At 72.1% G+C, this 19,506-nt stretch carries 18 protein-coding genes; 13 read left to right on the top strand and 5 right to left on the bottom strand.

What is annotated here, in order from left to right; all coding sequences use genetic code 11:
• Window positions 1-99: 99 nt before the first annotated feature.
• The 3 genes from ACZ7LT_RS32800 to ACZ7LT_RS32790 are packed head-to-tail and all read right to left on the bottom strand — an operon-like array spanning window position 100 to window position 2,451.
• Entirely contained in the window at window positions 100-1,314 is a 1,215-nt protein-coding gene (locus ACZ7LT_RS32800; protein ID WP_471239749.1) for a hypothetical protein, read from the bottom strand.
• 10 nt (window positions 1,315-1,324) lie between these two features.
• Window positions 1,325-1,579, bottom strand: a complete 255-nt coding sequence (locus ACZ7LT_RS32795; protein ID WP_019887518.1) for a MoaD/ThiS family protein — start codon at window positions 1,577-1,579, stop codon at window positions 1,325-1,327.
• Between the two features lie 44 nt (window positions 1,580-1,623).
• Window positions 1,624-2,451 carry an alpha/beta hydrolase family protein gene (locus ACZ7LT_RS32790; protein ID WP_471239748.1) on the bottom strand — a complete coding sequence of 276 codons (828 nt, stop codon included), beginning with the start codon at window positions 2,449-2,451 and terminating at the stop codon, window positions 1,624-1,626.
• Window positions 2,452-2,724: 273 nt separating this feature from the next.
• Between ACZ7LT_RS32790 and ACZ7LT_RS32785 the strand changes: the two genes are divergently transcribed.
• The 5 genes from ACZ7LT_RS32785 (at window position 2,725) to ACZ7LT_RS32765 (ending at window position 8,068) form a co-directional block, all read left to right on the top strand.
• Window positions 2,725-3,507, top strand: coding sequence for a response regulator transcription factor (locus tag ACZ7LT_RS32785; RefSeq protein WP_471239747.1), 783 nt, complete (start codon window positions 2,725-2,727; stop codon window positions 3,505-3,507).
• 24 nt (window positions 3,508-3,531) lie between these two features.
• Window positions 3,532-4,554, top strand: coding sequence for a LacI family DNA-binding transcriptional regulator (locus tag ACZ7LT_RS32780; RefSeq protein ID WP_471239746.1), 1,023 nt, complete (start codon window positions 3,532-3,534; stop codon window positions 4,552-4,554).
• Between the two features lie 360 nt (window positions 4,555-4,914).
• Window positions 4,915-5,910 carry a S1C family serine protease gene (locus ACZ7LT_RS32775; RefSeq protein WP_471239745.1) on the top strand — a complete coding sequence of 332 codons (996 nt, stop codon included), beginning with the start codon at window positions 4,915-4,917 and terminating at the stop codon, window positions 5,908-5,910.
• A gap of 20 nt (window positions 5,911-5,930) precedes the next feature.
• On the top strand, window positions 5,931-6,653 hold the full coding sequence (locus tag ACZ7LT_RS32770) for a response regulator transcription factor (protein WP_471239744.1): 723 nt from the start codon (window positions 5,931-5,933) through the stop codon (window positions 6,651-6,653).
• Window positions 6,650-8,068, top strand: coding sequence for a sensor histidine kinase (locus ACZ7LT_RS32765; RefSeq protein WP_471239743.1), 1,419 nt, complete (start codon window positions 6,650-6,652; stop codon window positions 8,066-8,068). The genes ACZ7LT_RS32770 and ACZ7LT_RS32765 overlap by 4 nt, the downstream gene beginning before the upstream one ends.
• Here ACZ7LT_RS32765 and ACZ7LT_RS32760 read toward each other — a convergent pair.
• Window positions 8,042-8,908 carry a phosphatidylinositol-specific phospholipase C gene (locus ACZ7LT_RS32760; RefSeq protein WP_471239742.1) on the bottom strand — a complete coding sequence of 289 codons (867 nt, stop codon included), beginning with the start codon at window positions 8,906-8,908 and terminating at the stop codon, window positions 8,042-8,044. The two genes, ACZ7LT_RS32765 and ACZ7LT_RS32760, sit on opposite strands and share 27 nt — an antisense overlap.
• A 142-nt stretch (window positions 8,909-9,050) precedes the next feature.
• On the bottom strand, window positions 9,051-10,892 hold the full coding sequence (locus ACZ7LT_RS32755; RefSeq protein WP_471239741.1) for a bifunctional metallophosphatase/5'-nucleotidase: 1,842 nt from the start codon (window positions 10,890-10,892) through the stop codon (window positions 9,051-9,053).
• A gap of 157 nt (window positions 10,893-11,049) precedes the next feature.
• Here ACZ7LT_RS32755 and mshD point away from each other — a divergent pair, with 157 nt between their 5' ends.
• From mshD to pstS, 8 genes are all read left to right on the top strand, one after another.
• Window positions 11,050-11,982: a mycothiol synthase gene (mshD, locus tag ACZ7LT_RS32750; RefSeq protein WP_471239740.1), complete on the top strand. Its 933-nt coding sequence runs from the start codon at window positions 11,050-11,052 to the stop codon at window positions 11,980-11,982.
• 125 nt (window positions 11,983-12,107) lie between these two features.
• The gene (locus tag ACZ7LT_RS32745; protein WP_471239739.1) at window positions 12,108-12,494 is read left to right on the top strand and encodes a GntR family transcriptional regulator; all 387 of its coding nucleotides are present in this window, start codon (window positions 12,108-12,110) and stop codon (window positions 12,492-12,494) included.
• Window positions 12,491-13,360, top strand: coding sequence for an ABC transporter ATP-binding protein (locus ACZ7LT_RS32740; RefSeq protein WP_471239738.1), 870 nt, complete (start codon window positions 12,491-12,493; stop codon window positions 13,358-13,360). Before ACZ7LT_RS32745 ends, ACZ7LT_RS32740 begins: the two co-directional genes overlap by 4 nt.
• The gene (locus tag ACZ7LT_RS32735; protein WP_471239737.1) at window positions 13,357-14,271 is read left to right on the top strand and encodes an ABC transporter permease; all 915 of its coding nucleotides are present in this window, start codon (window positions 13,357-13,359) and stop codon (window positions 14,269-14,271) included. Before ACZ7LT_RS32740 ends, ACZ7LT_RS32735 begins: the two co-directional genes overlap by 4 nt.
• Window positions 14,272-14,470: 199 nt before the next feature.
• Window positions 14,471-16,711, top strand: a complete 2,241-nt coding sequence (locus ACZ7LT_RS32730) for an RNA degradosome polyphosphate kinase (RefSeq protein WP_471239736.1) — start codon at window positions 14,471-14,473, stop codon at window positions 16,709-16,711.
• The gene (locus ACZ7LT_RS32725) at window positions 16,698-17,696 is read left to right on the top strand and encodes a CHAD domain-containing protein (RefSeq protein ID WP_471239735.1); all 999 of its coding nucleotides are present in this window, start codon (window positions 16,698-16,700) and stop codon (window positions 17,694-17,696) included. The genes ACZ7LT_RS32730 and ACZ7LT_RS32725 overlap by 14 nt, the downstream gene beginning before the upstream one ends.
• Complete coding sequence (locus tag ACZ7LT_RS32720) at window positions 17,693-18,118, top strand: NUDIX hydrolase (protein ID WP_471239734.1); 426 nt, start codon at window positions 17,693-17,695, stop codon at window positions 18,116-18,118. The genes ACZ7LT_RS32725 and ACZ7LT_RS32720 overlap by 4 nt, the downstream gene beginning before the upstream one ends.
• A gap of 225 nt (window positions 18,119-18,343) precedes the next feature.
• On the top strand, window positions 18,344-19,477 hold the full coding sequence (gene pstS, locus ACZ7LT_RS32715) for a phosphate ABC transporter substrate-binding protein PstS (RefSeq protein WP_471239733.1): 1,134 nt from the start codon (window positions 18,344-18,346) through the stop codon (window positions 19,475-19,477).
• The last annotated feature ends 29 nt before the right edge of the window (window positions 19,478-19,506 follow it).

Below are 19,506 nucleotides of genomic sequence, written 5' to 3'. Positions count from 1 at the left end.
CCCCGGCCCGGCCCTCGGCGTCCGACCCTTTGTCCAAGATGATCGACGTGCCGGAGGGCCGGATGGTTCCCCTGGGAGAACCGGAAGAGGGGCCCGGGGTCAGGCCAGGGCGCGGCCCAGCAGGTAGACGGCGGGCGCGGCCGCGGCGAGCGGCAGGGCGACACCGGCGGTCATGTGCACGAACCGCGACGGGTAGTCGTAGCTCGCCGCCCGCAGCCCGACCAGCGCGCACACCCCGGCCCCGAGGCCGAGCAGCGCACCCGAGGAGCCCAGGTCGGTGAGGCCGCCCGTGGCGATCCCGGCGCCGGTGGCGGCCAGCAGGGACGCCACGACGGACACGGGGCCCGGCAGGGGCAGCGCGCGGGCCAGGGTGGCGACGGCGACGGCGGCCCCGCCGACGACGACGGCGTCCGGATCGGCGCCGAGGTGCCCGGCCGCGACGATGGTCAGCGCCGCCGAGGCGACGGTGGCCATCAGCCCGTACATCCGCTCGTCGGCGGCCGCCCGACTGCGCAGCTGGAGGACGAGGGTGAGCAGCACCCACACGCCGAGGGTGCCGATGATCGCGGCCGGTGCGTTCTCCCGGCCGACGGCGAGCAGGACGACGTCGGCCGTGACGCCGCCGAGGAAGGCGAGCGCGATGCCCTGGCGGGCGGGCCACATGCCGTTGAGCCGGAACCATCCGGCGGCGGTGACGGCCTGGAGCAGGACGAGCGGCACCAGCAGCCCGTACGAGCCGATGCCCGCGCCGACCGCCAGCAGCACGCCGAGAACGGCGGTGAGGGCCGCGGGCTGCATGCCGGGCTCGATGATCGGCGACCGGCCCTCGGCACGCGCGCGTTGCGCGTCGGTGATGCGGGCGTTGCCCATGGTCGTGGGGGCGCTGTAGGAGGGGCCGCCAGCGGCCGGGGGCTCGTACGCGGCGGGCTGCTCCGCGGGCGACGCGGGCGACGCGGGCGCGAGGTGCGGCTCGTACGCCTCATACGTCTCGTACGGCTGAGCCACGGCCTGCGGCATGGGCTGCGGCATCGGCTGAGGCTGGGCGTGCCGCGGCTCGTAGGGGGCGGGGCCGGGCACCTCCGGCGGCAGCGGGTGCGCGGTCTGCGGGGCCGGGGTCTGGGGCGGCAGGTAGGCCGTGTCCGCGGCGGCGGCCGGACGGACGGCGGGCTGGTACTGCGTGTCCCACGTCTGGCCCTCCCACGTCTGGGTGACGTTGGGGTCCTGGTACCCGTACTGCTGCTGCCCGTACTGCTGCTGTCCGTACGGATCCTGCGGATGGGGCTCGGGGTACGGATACTGCTGATCGCTGCTCATGACGTGTGGTTCACCCTCCTGCGAACGGCGGGAGCACCTCGACCGTGCCGCCCTCGGCAAGGCGTACGGTCTCATGCCCGCGGGTCCCGACGGGGTCACCGTCGACCAGGAACGAACACCGCCGCAGCACCTGGACGAGCTCGCCCGGGTGGTTCGCGCGGGCGGCGTCCAGCGCCTCCGCCAGGGTCTCCGCCGCGTACGGCTCCTCGGCGACACCGGCGGCGGACTTGGCCGCGGCCCAGTAGCGGATGGTCCCCGCTGCCATAGCGGCGCTCCCTTCGTTCGTGTGCGCGCCGCCTCCATTCTGGGCTATGCGCGCGTGAGCCAGTCCGCGAGCCGCGCGAGCAGGGCGTCGTCGGCGGCGTTCTCGGCGTGGCCCATGCCGCGCTCCAGCCACAGCTCGGTGTCACCGGCCGCGGCCAGCATCCGGGGATGGTCCACCGGGAAGTACGGGTCGCGGTCGCCGTGCACGATCAGCAGCGGCGTCGGCGCGATCAGGGGCACGGCCTCGACCGGCGACAGGGGGACGGGGTCCCAGTCCCTGGGATGGATACGGGTACCGAGGCCGTACCGGCCGACGAGCCGCCCGGCGGGCCTGGTGACCACCCAGTGCAGGCGGCGCATCGGAGCCGTACCCCGGTAGAACCAGCGGGCGGGCGCGCTGACGGCGGCGACTGCGTCCGTGTGCGTGCCGGCGTGTGAGCCGGCCCGGTGGGCTCCCGGAGCGTGTGCTTCCGTGCGCCCCGTGTGCTCCCGGTGGAGCGCCGCGTGCCGCAGGACCACCGAGCCGCCCATGGAGAAGCCGACCGTCACCACGCGCGCGTGGCCGAGTTCACGCGCCCAGGCGACGGCCGCCGCGAGATCCAGGACCTCACGGTCCCCGACCGTCGAGCGCCCGCCCGAGCCGCCGTGCCCCCGGAAGGAGAAGGTGACCACAGCCGCCCGCCGGGCGAACGCGCGTGCGGCCCGCCGGACCGCGGGCCGGTCGACCGACCCCGTGAAGCCATGGGCGACGACCACCGCGGTGGCCGCCGTTCCCCGCTCCGACGGCTCGTACACAGCCTCGATCGGGACACCGTCGAATGTCGTCAAGATTGCACGGCGAAGGCCGGACGTGAGCGAGAAAACATCCACCATGTGAAATCCGCCCTCTGCCTCGGAACCCCTGTGGGCTATTCTGCTGGCAGAGGATCCGGGCAGCGCAGCCCCCGGGTCCTTTTGTGTTTGCCGACCGTTGTTACGACCAGGTGAACAAAGGCTCACACTGGACTTCTCAGGGCGCGGGAGTCCGGAGCGTGGGAATACGTACGAAGCACCGCCACGTCCTCGCAGGGACCGAGGAGGAACCGACGTTATGGGCGAGCGAACCGTGCACGACCAAGAGACGACGACCCGGGCAGGTGGGGCGCGATGAGCTCTCTGCTGCTCCTGACCAATGCCCTCCAGCCGTCGACAGAGGTGCTACCCGCCCTCGGTCTGCTGCTGCACAACGTGCGAGTGGCCCCCGCCGAGGGGCCGGCCCTCGTCGACACCCCCGGTGCCGACGTCATCCTCGTCGACGGCCGCCGCGACCTTCCACAGGTCCGGTCGCTGTGCCAGCTGCTGCGCTCCACCGGCCCCGGCTGTCCGCTGATCCTCGTGGTCACCGAGGGCGGCCTGGCCGCCGTCACCGCCGACTGGGGTATCGACGACGTCCTGCTCGACACGGCCGGTCCGGCCGAGGTCGAGGCCCGGCTGCGGCTCGCGACGGGCCGCCAGCAGATCGTCTCCGACGACTCCCCGATGGAGATCCGCAACGGCGACCTGTCGGTGGACGAGGCGACCTACAGCGCGAAACTGAAGGGCCGGGTCCTCGACCTGACCTTCAAGGAGTTCGAGCTGCTGAAGTACCTCGCCCAGCACCCCGGCCGGGTCTTCACCCGCGCCCAGCTCCTCCAGGAGGTCTGGGGGTACGACTACTTCGGTGGCACCCGGACGGTGGACGTCCACGTACGGCGGCTGCGGGCCAAGCTCGGCCCCGAGCACGAGTCGCTGATCGGAACGGTCCGCAACGTCGGCTACCGATTCGTCACCCCGGAGAAGGTGGAGAGGGCGGCCGAGGAGGCCCGGGTCAAGGAGGCGAGCACCACCGTCACTCCTTCGGACGACAGGATCACGCTGGAAGAAGCAGCGGTACGACCTGCCAAGAGGTAGGTCACCCCGCGTAGACTTCCGCGCGTGGCCAAGGTGACGCGGGACGATGTGGCACGACTGGCGGGTACTTCGACCGCGGTCGTCAGCTACGTCATCAACAACGGACCCCGGCCGGTCGCCCCGGCCACGCGCGAGCGTGTCCTCGCCGCGATCAAGGAACTGGGGTACCGGCCCGACCGGGTCGCCCAGGCGATGGCATCGCGACGCACGGACCTCATAGGCATGATCGTCCCGGACGCGCGCCAGCCTTTCTTCGCGGAAATGGCCCACGCGGTCGAACAGGCCGCGGCCGAGCGCGGAAAAATGGTCCTCGTCGGGAATTCGGACTATCGCGACGAACGCGAGGTCCACTATCTCCGTGCCTTCCTCGGCATGCGGGTCTCCGGACTGATCCTGGTCAGCCAGGGCCCCAGCGAGCGGGCCGCGCAGGAGATCGAGGCGTGGGACGCGCGCGTGGTGCTGCTGCACGAACGGCCCGAGGCGATCGACGACGTCGCCGTCGTCACGGACGACATCGGCGGCGCGCAGCTCGCCACCCGCCATCTGCTGGAGCACGGGCACGCGTACGTGGCCTGTCTCGGCGGTGTTGAGTCGACCCCTGCGGTCGGCGACCCGGTCGCCGACCACGTCGAGGGCTGGCGCCGGGCGATGGTGGAGTCCGGCCGCCCGGTCGATGGCCGACTGTTCAAGGCCCCGTACAACCGCTACGACGCCTACCTCGTCGCCCTGAAGATCCTCTCGGCTCCGGACCGGCCCACGGCGATCTTCTGCGCGACCGACGACCAGGCGATCGGGGTGCTGCGGGCCGCCCGCGAGCTGCGGATCGACGTACCGACCGAGCTGGCGGTGGCCGGCTTCGACGACGTGAAGGAGGCGGGCCTGACCGACCCGCCGCTGACGACTGTGGCCTCCGACCGCCCGGCGATGGCCCGGGCGGCGGTCGATCTCGTGCTCGACGACGGCCTGCGGGTGACGGGGTCGCGTCGGGAGCGGGTCAAGCAGTTCCCGTCGGCGCTGGTGGTCCGGCGCAGCTGCGGCTGCAACTGACCCGCCGGGACCGAAGGCCCCGCGGGCACCCGCACCCCCGCGCGAACCGGCTCCCCGCGGCCACCGGCCCCGGGCCGGCCGCCGGCCGGTCGGCGCGGCGCGGCGCGGCGCGATGACGACGACCTGGCAGTGCGCCGGGCACGGCGCGGCGCACGCCCGGACCACGGTGCCCGCTGCCTGGAGCGGGCCCCCCCACGACGGCCTAGCAGTGCGCCGGGCGCGGGCCGCCGTACCGGGACCGCGTACGCCCGCGCCCCCGTCCCGCCCCCGCCCCGCTCTTATATCGGGCATACGAGCTTCTGTCGGGCTTCTCAGGGCGTCCTCAGACGTTTCTCATGGACGCCGCCGAGAGTCGTATCCATGACGGACCACTACCGCCACGGCGGACCCGAGGGCCAGGACACCATCCAGCAGCCGGCCGGTGGCGCCTACCCGCCCCCGCCTCCGTACGCCCCGGCGCCCGCGCCCGCGGGGCCCGCGCACGCCGCCCCCGCGCGGGCCCGCCGGCCCGTCGCGCTGCTCGTCGCCGTCGCGCTCGCCGCCGCCGCGATCGGCGGTGGGGCGGCCACCGCCGTGCAGCAGCTCACCGGCGACCAGGGCACCTCCTCGACCGGGGTGAGCGGCACCGGCATCGCGCAGTCCAGCAAGGGCACGGTCGCCGGGGTCGCGCAGGCCGTCTCGCCCAGCATCGTCGAGATCAACGCCACGGGGGGCGGCGGCAAGTCCACCGGCTCCGGCGTGATCATCACCGGGGACGGCGAGATCGTCACCAACAACCACGTCATCGCGGGCGCGAGCTCCGTCAAGGTCCGGCTCAGCGACGGCAGGACGTACGACGCCAAGGTCGTCGGCACCGACCCCGGCAAGGACCTCGCCCTGATCAAGCTGAACGGCGCCAAGGGCCTGAAGGCGGCCACCCTCGGCGACTCCTCGAAGGTCCGCGTCGGCGACCAGGTCGTCGCGATCGGCTCCCCCGAGGGCCTCACCGGCACGGTCACCAGCGGGATCGTCTCCGCGCTCGACCGCGACGTCACCGTCTCCAAGGACGAGGGCGGACAGCGGCAGGACCCGCGCCAGGGCTGGCCCTTCGAATTCGGCGGTCAGCAGTTCAACGGCGACACCGGCGACTCGAAGACGACGTACAAGGCCCTGCAGACCGACGCCTCGCTCAACCCGGGCAACTCCGGCGGCGCGCTCATCAACATGAACGGCGAGATCATCGGCATCAACTCCGCGATGTACTCGCCCACTTCCACCGGCGGGTCCAACGCCGGCAGCGTCGGCCTCGGCTTCGCCATCCCCGTCGACACCGTCAAGGCGGACCTGGACAGCCTCCGCTCCGGCGGCGACCGCTGACCGCGTGCGAGGCTGAGGGAATGAACGAAGGCGACCGCATCCTCATCGTCGACGACGAACCCGCCGTGCGCGAGGCGCTCCGGCGCAGCCTCGCCTTCGAGGGGTACGGGACCGAGGTCGCCGTGGACGGGCTCGACGCGCTCGCCAAGGCGGAGGCGTACGCACCCGACCTCATCGTCCTCGACATCCAGATGCCCACGATGGACGGGCTGACCGCCGCCCGCCGCATCCGGGCGGGCGGATCGCGCGTGCCGATCCTGATGCTCACCGCCCGCGACACCGTCGGCGACCGCGTCACCGGCCTGGACGCGGGCGCCGACGACTACCTCGTGAAGCCCTTCGAACTGGACGAGCTGTTCGCCCGGATCAGGGCCCTGCTGCGGCGCAGCTCGTACGCGCAGCGGCCCGGCCCGCGCGACGAGGAGCACGTGCTGTCCTTCGCCGACCTGCGCATGGACCCGGCGACCCGCGAGGTGACCCGGGCGGGGCGGACGGTGGAGCTGACCCGGACCGAGTTCACGCTCCTGGAGCTCTTCCTCGCCCATCCCCGGCAGGTGCTCACCCGCGAGCAGATCCTCAAGGCGGTATGGGGCTTCGACTTCGAGCCGAGCTCCAACTCGCTGGATGTGTACGTGATGTACCTGCGGCGCAAGACCGAGGCGGGCGGCGAGCCGCGGCTCGTGCACACCGTGCGGGGCGTCGGCTATGTGCTGCGCACCGGCGCCTCGGGCGGTGAGGGGTGATCCGTCGCTTCCGGGCGCTGCCGCTGCGTTCGCGGCTCGCCCTGCTGACGGCGACGGCGGTCGCCGTGGCGGTGGCCGCGGTGTCGGTGGTCTGCTGGTTCGTGACGCGGGCGCAGCTCCACGACGAGCTGGACACGTCGCTGCGCAACACCAGCGCGCCGACCGGGACGATCCGCGACGCCCGCGTCGCGTGCGGGTCGACGGCCGCCCCGCCCCCGGGGCAGCGGACCTTCGCGTACATCCAGATCGTGCTGCCGGACGGGCAGCGCTGCACCCCCCCGTACTACCAGCCGGTGAAGGTGACCACCGCGGACGTACGGGTGGCGAACGGGCTGGTCGACGAGGCGCTGCACACCAGCACCACCGACGACGGCACGGAGGTGCGGGTGCACACCGCCCGGCAGCAGGTCGGCGTGGAGCGCTTCACCGTCTCCGTCTCACGGCCGCTCACCGAGATCGACTCCACCCTCAACCAGCTCGCCCTGCTGCTGAGCCTGCTCGCCGGGGTCGGTGTCGTCGGCGCCGGGGCCGCCGGGCTGTGGGTGGCGCGGGCCGGGCTCAAGCCCGTCGACCGGCTGACCGGCGCGGTCGAGCACGTGGCCCGTACGGAGGACCTGACCGTGCGCATCCCGGTCGAGGGCGAGGACGAGATCGCCCGGCTCTCCCGGTCCTTCAACGCGATGACCGCCGCGCTCGCCACCTCACGGGACCGGCAGGCCCAGCTGATCGCGGACGCCGGGCACGAGCTGCGCACCCCGCTGACCTCGCTGCGGACCAACATCGAGCTGCTGGCCCGCAGCGAGGAGACCGGGCGGGCGATCCCGCCGGACGACCGGCGGGCCCTGATGGCGTCGGTGAAGGCGCAGATGACCGAGCTGGCCGCGCTGATCGGCGACCTCCAGGAGCTGTCCCGGCCGGACGCCGCCCACCAGGGGCCGCTGGAGGTCGTCGCCCTGCACGACATCGTCGACGCGGCCCTGGAGCGGGCGCGGCTGCGCGGCCCCGAGCTGACCTTCACGGCCGAGCTGCGGCACTGGTACGTACGGGCGGAGCCGGCCGCTCTGGAGCGGGCGCTGGTGAACGTGCTGGACAACGCGGTGAAGTTCTCGCCGCCCGGCGGCACGGTCGAGGTGGCGCTGACCGGTGGCGAGCTGTCCGTACGGGACCACGGGCCCGGCATCCCCGCCGACGAGCTGCCGCACGTCTTCGAGCGCTTCTGGCGCTCCCCCTCAGCCCGTTCGCTGCCGGGCTCGGGGCTCGGTCTGTCGATCGTGGCCCGCACGGTCCAGCAGGCGGGCGGCACGGTGGCCCTCTTCGCGGCCGAGGGGGGCGGTACGCGCGCGGTGGTGCGGCTGCCGGGGGCGCCGACACCACCGCCCGCGGGACCGTCAGGCGGGGTTGTGCCGCAGCAGTGAGGCGACGAGGCCGGAGCGGGTGTCGGGGAAGTCCATGGGGACGATGCCGAGCCCGGTCCGGCCGGCCATCTCGCCGCCGTCGACGAAGCCGTGGACCTGGGGGTTGAGGCGGTCGGAGTTCCAGCGCGGCGGCATGTAGGCGGAGGTGCTGGTGTAGTTCACGTAGAGCTTGCCGGGCTGCTGGACGGCCTTGCGGAAGTGGTTCTCGATCCGGCCGCGTTTGGCGAACGGCTCGGCCATGTAGTCGTCCTGGATGTCGAAGACGGAACCGTCGCCGTACCGCAGGCCGGGCAGGCCGCCGTTGTCGGCGAGGAGCACCACCTTGCCGCGGGCCGCGCCGAGGTCGGCGGGGAGGGTGTCGGAGATGCGGAAGAGCGGCCGCCAGCCGCGGTTGTCGAGGTAGTCGTCGAAGATCGCGCGGAAGGTCTGGTCGCTGTCGGTGGAGTACTCCTGCTTGACCCGCATCAGCACGGTCTCGGAGGGGCGGGCGGCGAGGAAGTCGGCGCAGGCGACGAGAACGTCCCCGAACATCAGGTGCTGGTAGGCGGCGCCGTGGTGGATGGCGAAGGATCCGCCGGTCACGCGGCAGCGCACGTCGAGGAAGCGGATGCCGGCGTCGAGCTGCTGAGGGACGGTCATGTTCTGGCAGGCCGCCCAGAGGCCGCCCTGGCGGGCGCCTGAGTCGTGCGTGCCGGGGATGGTGAGTTCCTGGAGGCGGGTGGTGTCCTTCTGGCCGGCCATCCAGTCCTGGGTGCCGAGGGCCCGTGCGGCGGGTGCGGCGCCGAGGAGTACGGCCCCGGACGCGGCGAGCGCGCCCGCGAGGAAGCGTCTGCGATCCATGCGCGGATTGTGACGCGTGCACGACAAGCACGGAAGGGTCCGGGCAGCGCGAAGGGGACGGGCAGCGCGAAGGGGACGGCGGACGAGCCGCCGTCCCCTTCGGGCCGGACATGTGCCAGGAGCGCTCACCCGGCTCCGTGGGCTACTTGACGACCGTGATCCGGCCCGTCGCCGGCGGCGCCAGCGGGGCGCTCGGGGTGGAGTGCGCGGCCAGGTAGGCGTTGAAGACGTCCAGGTCGGAGGCGCCGACCAGCTTGTTGGTGCCGGTGCCCAGCGCCGGGAAGCCGTCGCCGCCGCCCGCGAGGAACTCGTTCATCGCGACGCGGTAGGTCTTCGCCGGGTCGATCGCGACACCGTTCAGCTTGATCGAGTCGGTGACCACACGGTCCGCACCGGTCTTCGTCAGGTCGAGGGTGTAGGTGAGGCCCTTCGACACCTGCAGGATCCGGATCGAGGCCTCGTTGGCGCCGCTGACCTGCTGCTTCAGCGCGGCGATGACCTGCGAGCCGGGGAGGTCGACGATGTTCATCATGTTGGTGAACGGCTGGACCGTGAAGGCCTCGCCGTACGTCACGATGCCGTCGACCGCCTCGTCACCGGACTTGGCGTACGCCAGGTCCGAGCGGATTCCGCCGGGGTTCATGAAGGCGATCTGCGCGCCGCCCTTGTCGGCCGGGGCGAGCGCCTCCAGCTGGGCGTCCGCGATCAGGTTGCCGAGCGGCTTCTCGTACGCCGTCGAGCCGCGGCCGTCGATGTTCGCGGAGATGTAGCCCTGGGGCCGGTTGGCGATCGGGGCGGCCAGCGTCTTCCACCGGTCGATCAGCAGCGGCATGTCCGGGGCGAACTTCTCGACCTTCGCCGGGTCGCGGGTGACCACGTGGTTCATCGACCGGACGCTCGTGCGGACGATGTCCTTGGTCTTGCGGTCGTAGGTGAGCGTGGTGTCGGTGTACAGCCGGCCGATGGAGGCGGCGGAGGTGACTGTACGCGGCTTGCCCGACGGGTCCGGGATGCTGCACGCGTACGCCTGGTGCGTGTGCCCGGTGACGAAGGCGTCGACCTGCGGGGTGACCTTCTTGGCGATGTCCACGATCGGGCCGGAGATGCCGTCGCCCGGGCCGGGGCTGTCGCAGTTGTAGTTGTACGCGGGCGAGGTCGGCGCGCCGCCCTCGTGGACCAGCGCCACGATCGACTTCACGCCCTGCTTCTCGAGCACCTTGGCGTACTTGTTGATCGTCTCGACCTCGTCGCCGAACTTGAGGCCCTTGACGCCCTCGGCGGTGACCACGTCCGGGGTGCCCTCCAGGGTCACACCGATGAAGCCGATCTTGACGCCCTTGTGGTTCCACACCCAGTACGGGCGCAGCAGCGGGCGGCCGGTCTTCTCGACCGTCACGTTGGCGGCGAGATAGGGGAAGGCGGCGCCGGAGAAGATCTTCTCCTCGCCGTTCTCGTCCTTCTCGTAGCAGCCGTCCTTCGGGTGGCAGCCGCCGTACTGCATGCGCTGCAGCTCGGCACGGCCCTCGTCGAACTCGTGGTTGCCGACGCTCGTCACATCGAGCTTCAGCTTGTTCATCGCCTCGATGGACGGCTCGTCGTGGAAGAGACCGGACAGCAGCGGGCTGCCGCCGATCATGTCGCCCGCGGCGGCCGTGATGGAGTACTCGTTGCCCTGCCGGGCCTCCCGCAGGTGCGCGGCCAGATTGGCGATACCGCCGGCCGGGACGGCCTTGACCGTGCCGTCGGGCTGCCGCTCCTGCACATTGCCCGAGGAGCCCTGGGGCTCCTCCAGGGTGCCGTGCAGGTCGTTGAAGGAGAGCAGCTGGACGTCGACCGTCCGCCCCTTCGCGGCTGCCTGACCAGGACCGCGGTCGTCGGCACCGGCGTTCGGAATCGCGGCGACCAGGGCGCCGACGGTGGTCAGCCCGGCGGCTGCGGCGAGCAGGCGCCGAATGGCCCGGCTCTTCTGCGGTGTCGCTGACATCTGTCCCCTCGTGAGTTCAGCGTGAGTCTTGTGTAGCCAGCGCAGCCTAGAGTCAACGCGCGTAGCGCAACAGGGGGGCGCGGGTTACGAGCTGGTTGCCATTGCTGTGGGCCCGGTCGCCCTCGGGGCGGAGCCCTGCCGCCGTACGCTCGTACGTATGACGACTGACGCACCAGCAGCCCTTGAGCCAGGACGGCAGATCCGCACCCTCGACGAGCTGGACCCGGAGCAGATCGAGCAGGTGAACACCCTGCTCGCGGCCGCGGCCCGGGCCGACGGCATGGAGCCGGTCTCCGAGCAGGGCCGGCTGTACATGCGGGGCGGCCGGCGCGAGGGCGTGCGGCACTTCCTGCTGACCGTCGGCTTCGAACTCCTCGGGTACGCGCAGCTGGAGGAGACCGACCCGGTGGAGGCGCCGGCGGCCGAGCTGGTCGTCCATCCGGCGCACCGCGGCCGCGGCCACGGCCGGGCGCTCGGCTCCGCGCTGCTGGGCGCCTCGGGCAAGCGGCTGCGGGTGTGGGCGCACGGCGGGAAGTCGGCGGCCCGCCATCTGGCGCAGGTGCTCGGGCTCACCCTCTTCCGTGAACTGCGTCAGCTGCGCCGCCCGTTGAGTCCGCTGGACATTCCGGAGCCGGTGATTCCGGATGGCATCACCATCCGGACCTTCGTCCCCGGCGAGGACGACGAGGCCTGGCTCGCGGCCAACGCGGCGGCCTTCGCCCACCACCCCGAGCAGGGCTCGCTGGCCCAGCGCGACCTGGACGACCGCAAGGCCGAGCCGTGGTTCGACCCGAAGGGCTTCTTCCTCGCCGTCCGGGAGTCGGACGGGCAGATCGTCGGCTTCCACTGGACGAAGGTGCACGCCGAGAAGCAGCTCGGCGAGGTGTACGTGGTCGGGATCCTGCCGGAGGCGCAGGGCGGGGGCCTGGGCAAGGCGCTCACGGCGATCGGGCTGCGCCACCTGGCGGCGCAGGGGATGCCGACGGCGATGCTGTACGTGGACGCGGACAACGTGGCCGCGCTGACGGTCTACGAACGGCTGGGCTTCGTGACCCACGAGGTGGACCTGATGTACCGCACGGAGTCCTGATCCGGGTCCGCACGGAGTCCTGATCGGGGCCCCGAACAAACCTTGAATGAGGGGGCGGTTGACACCGCCCCCTCTTTTGCACCACCCTTTCACTACTCAATTAGTGAAAGGGTGGTGCAAGGATCGTGGTCGAGTACCGCATCGACCGGCGCAGTGGCGTCGCCACCTATCTCCAGATCGTCCAGCAGACCAAACAGGCCCTGCGCCTGGGCCTGCTGGAGCCCGGCGACAAGCTGCCCACCGCACGCGAGGTCGTCGAAGCCACCGCCATCAATCCGAACACCGTGCTCAAGGCCTACCGCGAACTCGAACGCGAGGGCCTCGTCGAGGCCCGCCGCGGCCTGGGCACGTTCGTACGGAAGTCCCTGGGCGGCGCGCCCGCCGACTCGCCCCTGCACGACGAGCTCACCGACTGGGCCCGCCGCGCCCGCGCGGCCGGCCTGGAAAGGGACGACGTGGCCGCGCTCTTCACCTCCGTACTCGACGAACACTTCAAGGGGGACACCGCATGAACGAGCTGGTGATCGAGGCGGAAGGCCTCGGCAAACGCTACGGACGAGGACGGGCACAAGGACGGGGCTGGGCCCTGCGGGACTGCTCCTTCCAGCTCCCCGCGGGCCGCGTCTGCGCCCTCGTCGGCCCCAACGGCGCCGGAAAGTCCACGCTGCTCGCCCTCGCCGCCGGGCTCCTGCGCCCCACCGAGGGCGCGATCCGGGCCCCCGGCCGCGACCAGCTCGCCTACGTCGCCCAGGACAAGCCGCTCTACCCCCAGCTCACCGTCGACGAGACCCTGCGCATGGGCGCCGAACTCAACCCCGGACGCTGGGACGCAGCCCTCGCCCGGCGGATCGTCACCGACGGCGGGCTCGACCCCGACACGCGCGTCCGCGCCCTCTCCGGCGGCCAGCGCACCCGCGTCGCGCTCGCCCTCGCGCTCGCCAAACGGCCCGAACTGCTCCTCCTGGACGAGCCGATGGCCGACCTCGACCCGCTCGCCCGCCACCAGCTGATGGGCGCCCTCATGGCCGACGCCGCCGAACACGGCACGTCCGTGGTGATGTCGTCGCACATCCTCACCGAGCTCGAAGGCGCCTGCGACCATCTGCTCCTCGTCGACGGCGGCCACATCCGCCTCGGCGGCCCCATCGACGACCTCCTCGCCGCCCACACCCTGCTCACCGGCCCGGTCGCCGACCTCGCCCCGCACACCGTCGTCGAATCACGCACGACGGGCCGTCAGCTGACCGCCCTGATCCGCGCCCAAGGCCCGGTCGACGGCCCCTGGGAGACCTCCGAACCCACCCTGGAGGAGCTGCTCCTGGCCCACCTGCGCTCCCCCCAGGCCCCGACCCTGCTGACCGAAGGAGCCGCCGCGTGAGCACCCTCCTCTCCCTGACCGGCCCCCGCTGGGTCGTCGTTCGCCAGCACCGCAAGGCGCTGCGGAGCGTCGGAGCGGTCGTGCTCCTGAGCCTGGTCTGCGTCGGAGGCCTGATGCTGTGGGACTCCCGCATCCCGGGCACCAACCAGGACAACGGCCACACGCTGCTGCGGTGGGGCATGGAGTACTTCGCCCTGGGCATGACCTTCCTCCCGCTCCTCGTCGGCGTGTTCGTCGCGGGCCCGATGGTCGCCCGCGAGCTGGAATCGGGGACGTACAAACTGGCCCTGACCCAGTCCGTCACGGCGAGCCGCTGGCTCGCCTCGAAGCTGGTCATGGCGGCCGCCGTGACGGCCGTCGGCACGCTCGCGCTGATGGGGGTCTACGCACTCGGCCTGCCCCGGGTGGCGAACGAGTACCTGTTCACCTGGGACGAGCGGGGTACGTACGAAGCGACCGGCACCGTCCTCGTCGCGTACGGCCTGCTCGCCGTCGCCGTCGGCGCGCTCGTCGGTCAGCTCGTGCGGCGCACCGTGGTGGCCATGGCGGTGTCCGGGGTGGTCCTGGGCGTGGTGCTGCTCGTGCTCACCGCGGTGCGCTGGGACTTCCTGGCGGTACGGACGGTCACCGGCCCGTACGGCCCGACCCTCCTCGTACCCGACATGGGCATGTACGTGGACTCCGGGCTGATCAGCACCTCGGGGCAGCGGCTGCCCGGCTGGTACTGCCCCGAGCCGCTCAACGAGAACGGGATCTGCCGGTCCGACGTGGACATCGCCGCCCAGTACGTCGACTACCACCCGGCCTCCCACTTCTGGCCCACCCAGCTCATCGAGACGGGTATCGTCCTCGCGCTGACGGCCCTCGTGCTCGTCGCCGCCTTCAAGGTGCTGCGCGCCCGCCACGCGTAGCCTGCCGGGCCCGGGAAACCCACCTCCCGGGCCCGCCTCGATATCCCGCACGTCATGTCACCGTTACCGGCCATTCAGACACGCTTGCAACGCTCGGTGAATGAAGCCCGCCGTGCCAGCCCTCCCCAAAGGGAGACTTCCCTCCACCACGGCCCGCTCCGACGCGCCCGACCACCCCTTCGCGCGGAAGAATGGGGCCATGAGCCAGCAGCCCGCCGAGGTCCCGGTCCAGTCCTCCGCACAGCCCGCCACCCAGCCGTCCGTCGGGTCCATAGCCGCGCACCGCGCCCCCACCGTCTCCCCGCACCCGGTCTCCGACCTGGAGCCGGAGATCGACGCCGACCTCGACTCCTACGAGGCCGACGGCTACGGCGCCGAGCTGCCCCAAGGCCGCTTCCTCGACCGTGAGCGCAGCTGGCTGGCCTTCAACGAGCGCGTCCTCGAACTCGCCGAGGACCCCGCGACCCCGCTCCTCGAACGGGCCAACTTCCTCGCGATCTTCGCCTCGAACCTGGACGAGTTCTTCATGGTCCGGGTGGCCGGCCTCAAGCGCCGCATCGCCACCGGAGTCGCCACCCGCTCCGCCTCCGGGCTCCAGCCCCGCGAGGTCCTCGACCTGATCTGGACCCGCTCGCGCGAGCTCATGGCCCGGCACGCCGCCTGCTTCCAGCAGGACGTCGCCCCCGCCCTCGCCGACGAAGGCATCCACCTCATCCGCTGGCCCGAGCTGACCGAAAAGGAACAGGCCCGCCTGTTCACCCTCTTCCGCCAGCAGATCTTCCCGGTCCTCACCCCCCTCGCCGTCGACCCGGCGCACCCCTTCCCGTACATCTCCGGCCTCTCGCTCAACCTGGCCGTCGTCGTACGCAACCCGGTCAGCGGCCACCGCCACTTCGCCCGGGTGAAGGTCCCGCCGCTGCTGACCCGCTTCCTGGAGGCCTCCCCCCAGCGGTACGTCCCCCTGGAGGACGTCATCGCCGCCCACCTGGAAGAGCTCTTCCCGGGCATGGAGGTGCTGGCCCACCACATGTTCCGGGTGACCCGGAACGAGGACCTGGAGGTCGAGGAGGACGACGCCGAGAACCTCCTCCAGGCCCTGGAGAAGGAGCTCATGCGGCGCCGCTTCGGCCCGCCGGTCCGCCTGGAGGTCGAGGAGTCCATCGACCCGTACGTCCTCGACCTGCTCGTCCGCGAGCTGAAGGTGTCCGAGTCGGAGGTCTACCCGCTGCCCGGGCCGCTGGACCTGACCGGGCTCTTCGGAGTCGCCGCCCAGGACCGGCCCGAGCTGAAGTACCCGAAGTTCGTCGCCGGCACCCACCGCGACCTGGCCGAGGTCGAGTCCGCGTCCGCGCCCGACATCTTCGCCGCGCTGCGCGAGCGGGACGTCCTGCTGCACCACCCGTACGACTCCTTCTCCACCTCCGTCCAGGCCTTCCTCGAACAGGCCGCCGCCGACCCGGACGTCCTCGCGATCAAGCAGACGCTCTACCGGACCTCCGGCGACTCCCCCATCGTCGACGCCCTCATCGACGCGGCCGAGTCCGGCAAGCAGGTCCTCGTCCTCGTCGAGATCAAGGCCCGCTTCGACGAGCAGGCCAACATCAAATGGGCGCGGAAGCTGGAGGAGTCCGGCTGCCACGTCGTCTACGGTCTGGTCGGCCTGAAGACGCACTGCAAGCTCTCGCTGGTGGTCCGCCAGGAGGGCGACACCCTGCGCCGCTACTCGCACGTCGGCACCGGCAACTACCACCCCAAGACGGCCCGGCTCTACGAGGACCTCGGCCTGCTCACCGCCGACCCGCAGGTCGGCGCCGACCTCTCCGACCTCTTCAACCGCCTGTCGGGCTACTCGCGCCGCGAGACCTACCGCCGGCTTCTGACCGCCCCCAAGTCGCTGCGCGACGGGCTCGTGACCCGGATCAACAAGGAAGTCGCCCACCACCACGCCGGGCGGCCCGCCTACGTCAAGATCAAGGTCAACTCGATGGTCGACGAGGCGGTCATCGACGCCTGCTACCGCGCCTCCCAGGCCGGCGTACAGGTCGACGTCTGGGTCCGCGGCATCTGCGCCGTACGCCCCGGCGTCCCCGGCCTCTCCGAGAACATCAGGGTCCGCTCGATCCTCGGCCGCTTCCTGGAGCACTCCCGGATCTTCGCCTTCGGCAACGGCGGCGAACCCGAGGTCTGGCTCGGCAGCGCCGACATGATGCACCGGAACCTGGACCGCCGTATAGAGGCCCTGGTCCGGGTCTCCGACCCGGCCCACCGGGCCGCCCTCACCCGGCTCCTCGACACCGGGATGTCCGACACCACCACGTCCTGGCACCTGGGCCCGGACGGCAACTGGACGCGGCACTCCACCGACGCGGAGGGCCAGCCGCTGCGGCACGTCCAGGCGATGCTCATAGACGCGCGGAGGCGCCGGCGTGCACAGCCCTGAATACACCCGGGACGTGACCGCGGGGGAGGTCCTGGCGCCTTACCTGCACACCCAGGCGGCCGCGTTCCTGCGCAGCCTGCGCCTGCACGCCGAGGCCGGCGTCGACACGGCCGGCGCCGCCGAGGCCGCCCAGGCGCTGCGCTGCGCGGCCCGGCGGATCAGCGGAACCCTGCACACCTTCCGGCCGCTCCTCGACACGGCGTGGTCGGACCAGCTGCGGGCCGAGCTCGCCTGGCTGTCGGGCACGCTCGCCCTGGAGCACGCCTGCACCGCCCGGCTCGTCCGCCTGCTGGACGCGCTGTCCCGCCTGTCGGGCACCGGTCCCGTGCCCGCCGCCCGGGGCACCGCGTCCGCGGGCGGCGGCCTGACCGTGGGCGCGGCGCGCGCCGGAGCACTCCTGGAGCGCCAGCTGACCCTGGCCCGTACGCGGGCGCACTCCGCGGCGCTCCAAGCCCTGGGCTCCTCCCGCTTCCACGCGGTCGCCGACGCCGTCGCGGTCCTCGCCTCCGAGGTACCGCTCGGCCCCGCCGCGGCCGCGCCCGCCCTCGAGGTCCTCGACGCGCCCGCCGAGACGGTCGAGAGGCGCCTGCTGGACGCGGTCGCCGCCCTGCCCCTGGGCCGCGCCGCCCACCCGTACAACGCCGAGGCCCTGGTCCACGGCCTGGGCGCGGCCGGCGCCGGAGAGGCCCAGGACGCGCCCTGGCACCACGTACGGCTGCTGCTGCGGCTGCACCGCTACGCCGAGGAGGTCCGCACCACCACCGACCCCGACCCCGCCCTGCGCGAGGCCGGCCACGCCCTGGACCGGCACCGCGACGCGGCCGAGGCGGCGGCGGCCGCGGCCACCGCCGCCCGCACCCCGCGGATCGCCCCGGCCACCGCCTACGCCCTCGGCGTGCTCCACGCCGACCAGCGCCATGACGTCGAGGCGGCCCGGTTCGCCTTCCAGCGCACGTGGCGGCGGGCGACGGTCTCGGTGCCATGATCACCGGCCGGGACGGCACGGTCCTGGCGGCGGGCTGCGTGCTGTGGCGCCGCTCGCCGTACGGGTCCGGGGGCACCGAGATCTGCCTGGTCCACCGGCCCAAGTACGACGACTGGTCGCACCCGAAGGGCAAGCTGAAGCGCGGCGAGGACGCGGCCACCGCCGCCGTACGCGAGGTCCGCGAGGAGACCGGGCACGCGTGCGTGCTCGGTGCCCGCCTCCCCACGACCCGCTATGTGGCGAACGGCCGCCACAAGGAGGTCGTCTACTGGGCCGCCGAGGCGGGTACGGGCACCTTCACACCCACCACCGAGGTCGACCGCCTCCTGTGGCTCCCCCCGGCGGCCGCCCGCGACCGACTGACCCAGCCCCGAGACCGGATTCTGGTCGATGCCCTGCTCAGAGCCCTCGCGGCAGCCTGAAACCACCCGCCCGGACGTCCCCCTCCGGCGCTGCCGCACCGCGCCTTACGGCACGGTTCACTCTCCGTTCACTCTCCTCCGTCGGCGGCTTCACCTGATCTGCCTAATTTCGGCCGTACACGGTGCACGTGGATGCGCTGCACCACACACCCCGACACACGCCGCCGTACAACGGCCAGGACATTCAGGTTCACGGCAGGCGGCTTCTGGAAGGAACACCCGAAAGTGAAGCTTTCGCGCAAGAACGGGCTTCGCGCCACTGCGATCGGTGCCCTCGTCGTCTCCGGCGCCCTGGTCCTCACGGCGTGTGGTTCGGACGACAACACCGGCACCAAGGACGGCGACAAGAAGACCACCGCCGCCTCGAACATCAAGTGCGACGGCGCCAAGGGCCAGCTCCTCGCGGCCGGCTCGACCGCGCAGAAGAACGCCATGGACCTGTGGGTCAAGAACTTCCAGGCCGCCTGTGAAGGTGTCGAGGTCAACTACCAGGCCATCGGCTCCGGCGGCGGCATCACCAAGTTCAACCAGGGCCAGGTCGCCCTTGCCGGCTCCGACTCCGCGCTGAAGGAGGAGGAGGTCGCGGCCTCGCAGAAGATCTGCAAGGGCGGCAAGGGCATCAACCTCCCGATGGTCGGCGGCCCGATCGCCATCGGTTACAAGCTGGACGGCGTGGACAACCTCGTCCTCGACGCCCCCACGATCGCCAAGATCTTCGACGACAAGATCAAGAAGTGGAACGACCCGGCGATCGCCAAGCTGAACCCGGGCGTCAAGCTGCCGGACACCTCCATCCAGGCCTTCCACCGCTCCGACGAGTCGGGCACCACCCAGAACCTCGGCAAGTACCTCAGCGAGGCCGCGCCGGCCGACTGGAAGCACGACCCGAAGTCGAAGTCGTGGCCCGCCCCCGGTGGCCAGGCCGCCAACGGCTCCTCCGGCGTCGCCTCCGCGGTCAAGGACGCCAACGGCGCCATCGGCTACTTCGAGCTGTCCTACGCGACCGCCAGCAAGATCTCGACGGTCAAGCTGAACACCGGTGCTGCCGCCCCGGTCGAGGCCACCACGGCCAACGCCTCCAAGGCCATCGCCGCCGCCAAGATCAAGGGCACCGGCAACGACCTGGCCCTGTCCCTCGACTACAAGACCAAGGCCGAGGGCGCCTACCCGATCATCCTGGTCACGTACGAGATCGCCTGCGACAAGGGCAACAAGGCGGAGACCCTGCCGACCCTGAAGGCGTTCCTCAACTACACCGTCAGCGACGAGGGCCAGAAGGTCCTCTCGGACGCCGGCTACGCGCCGCTCCCGGCCGAGATCGCGACCAAGGTCCGCGAGATCGTCCCCACCCTGTCCTGATCCCAGGCCGGGACCGGCCCGTCCAGCAC

The organism is Streptomyces sp. NPDC039465 (genome assembly GCF_055639315.1).
Note: the sequence above shows the minus strand (reverse complement) of the source record. Positions and strands in the feature narration are given on the sequence as shown.

Coding starts and splice junctions, on each gene's coding strand:
- ACZ7LT_RS32760 (WP_471239742.1), bottom strand. CDS start 8,908: ATGGATCGCAGACGCTTCCTCGCGGGCGCGCTCGCCGCGTCCGGGGCC.
- ACZ7LT_RS32770 (WP_471239744.1), top strand. CDS start 5,931: ATGAACGAAGGCGACCGCATCCTCATCGTCGACGACGAACCCGCCGTG.
- ACZ7LT_RS32795 (WP_019887518.1), bottom strand. CDS start 1,579: ATGGCAGCGGGGACCATCCGCTACTGGGCCGCGGCCAAGTCCGCCGCC.
- ACZ7LT_RS32785 (WP_471239747.1), top strand. CDS start 2,725: ATGAGCTCTCTGCTGCTCCTGACCAATGCCCTCCAGCCGTCGACAGAG.
- ACZ7LT_RS32790 (WP_471239748.1), bottom strand. CDS start 2,451: ATGGTGGATGTTTTCTCGCTCACGTCCGGCCTTCGCCGTGCAATCTTG.
- mshD (WP_471239740.1), top strand. CDS start 11,050: ATGACGACTGACGCACCAGCAGCCCTTGAGCCAGGACGGCAGATCCGC.
- ACZ7LT_RS32720 (WP_471239734.1), top strand. CDS start 17,693: ATGATCACCGGCCGGGACGGCACGGTCCTGGCGGCGGGCTGCGTGCTG.
- ACZ7LT_RS32730 (WP_471239736.1), top strand. CDS start 14,471: ATGAGCCAGCAGCCCGCCGAGGTCCCGGTCCAGTCCTCCGCACAGCCC.
- ACZ7LT_RS32800 (WP_471239749.1), bottom strand. CDS start 1,314: ATGAGCAGCGATCAGCAGTATCCGTACCCCGAGCCCCATCCGCAGGAT.
- ACZ7LT_RS32755 (WP_471239741.1), bottom strand. CDS start 10,892: ATGTCAGCGACACCGCAGAAGAGCCGGGCCATTCGGCGCCTGCTCGCC.
- ACZ7LT_RS32775 (WP_471239745.1), top strand. CDS start 4,915: ATGACGGACCACTACCGCCACGGCGGACCCGAGGGCCAGGACACCATC.
- ACZ7LT_RS32740 (WP_471239738.1), top strand. CDS start 12,491: ATGAACGAGCTGGTGATCGAGGCGGAAGGCCTCGGCAAACGCTACGGA.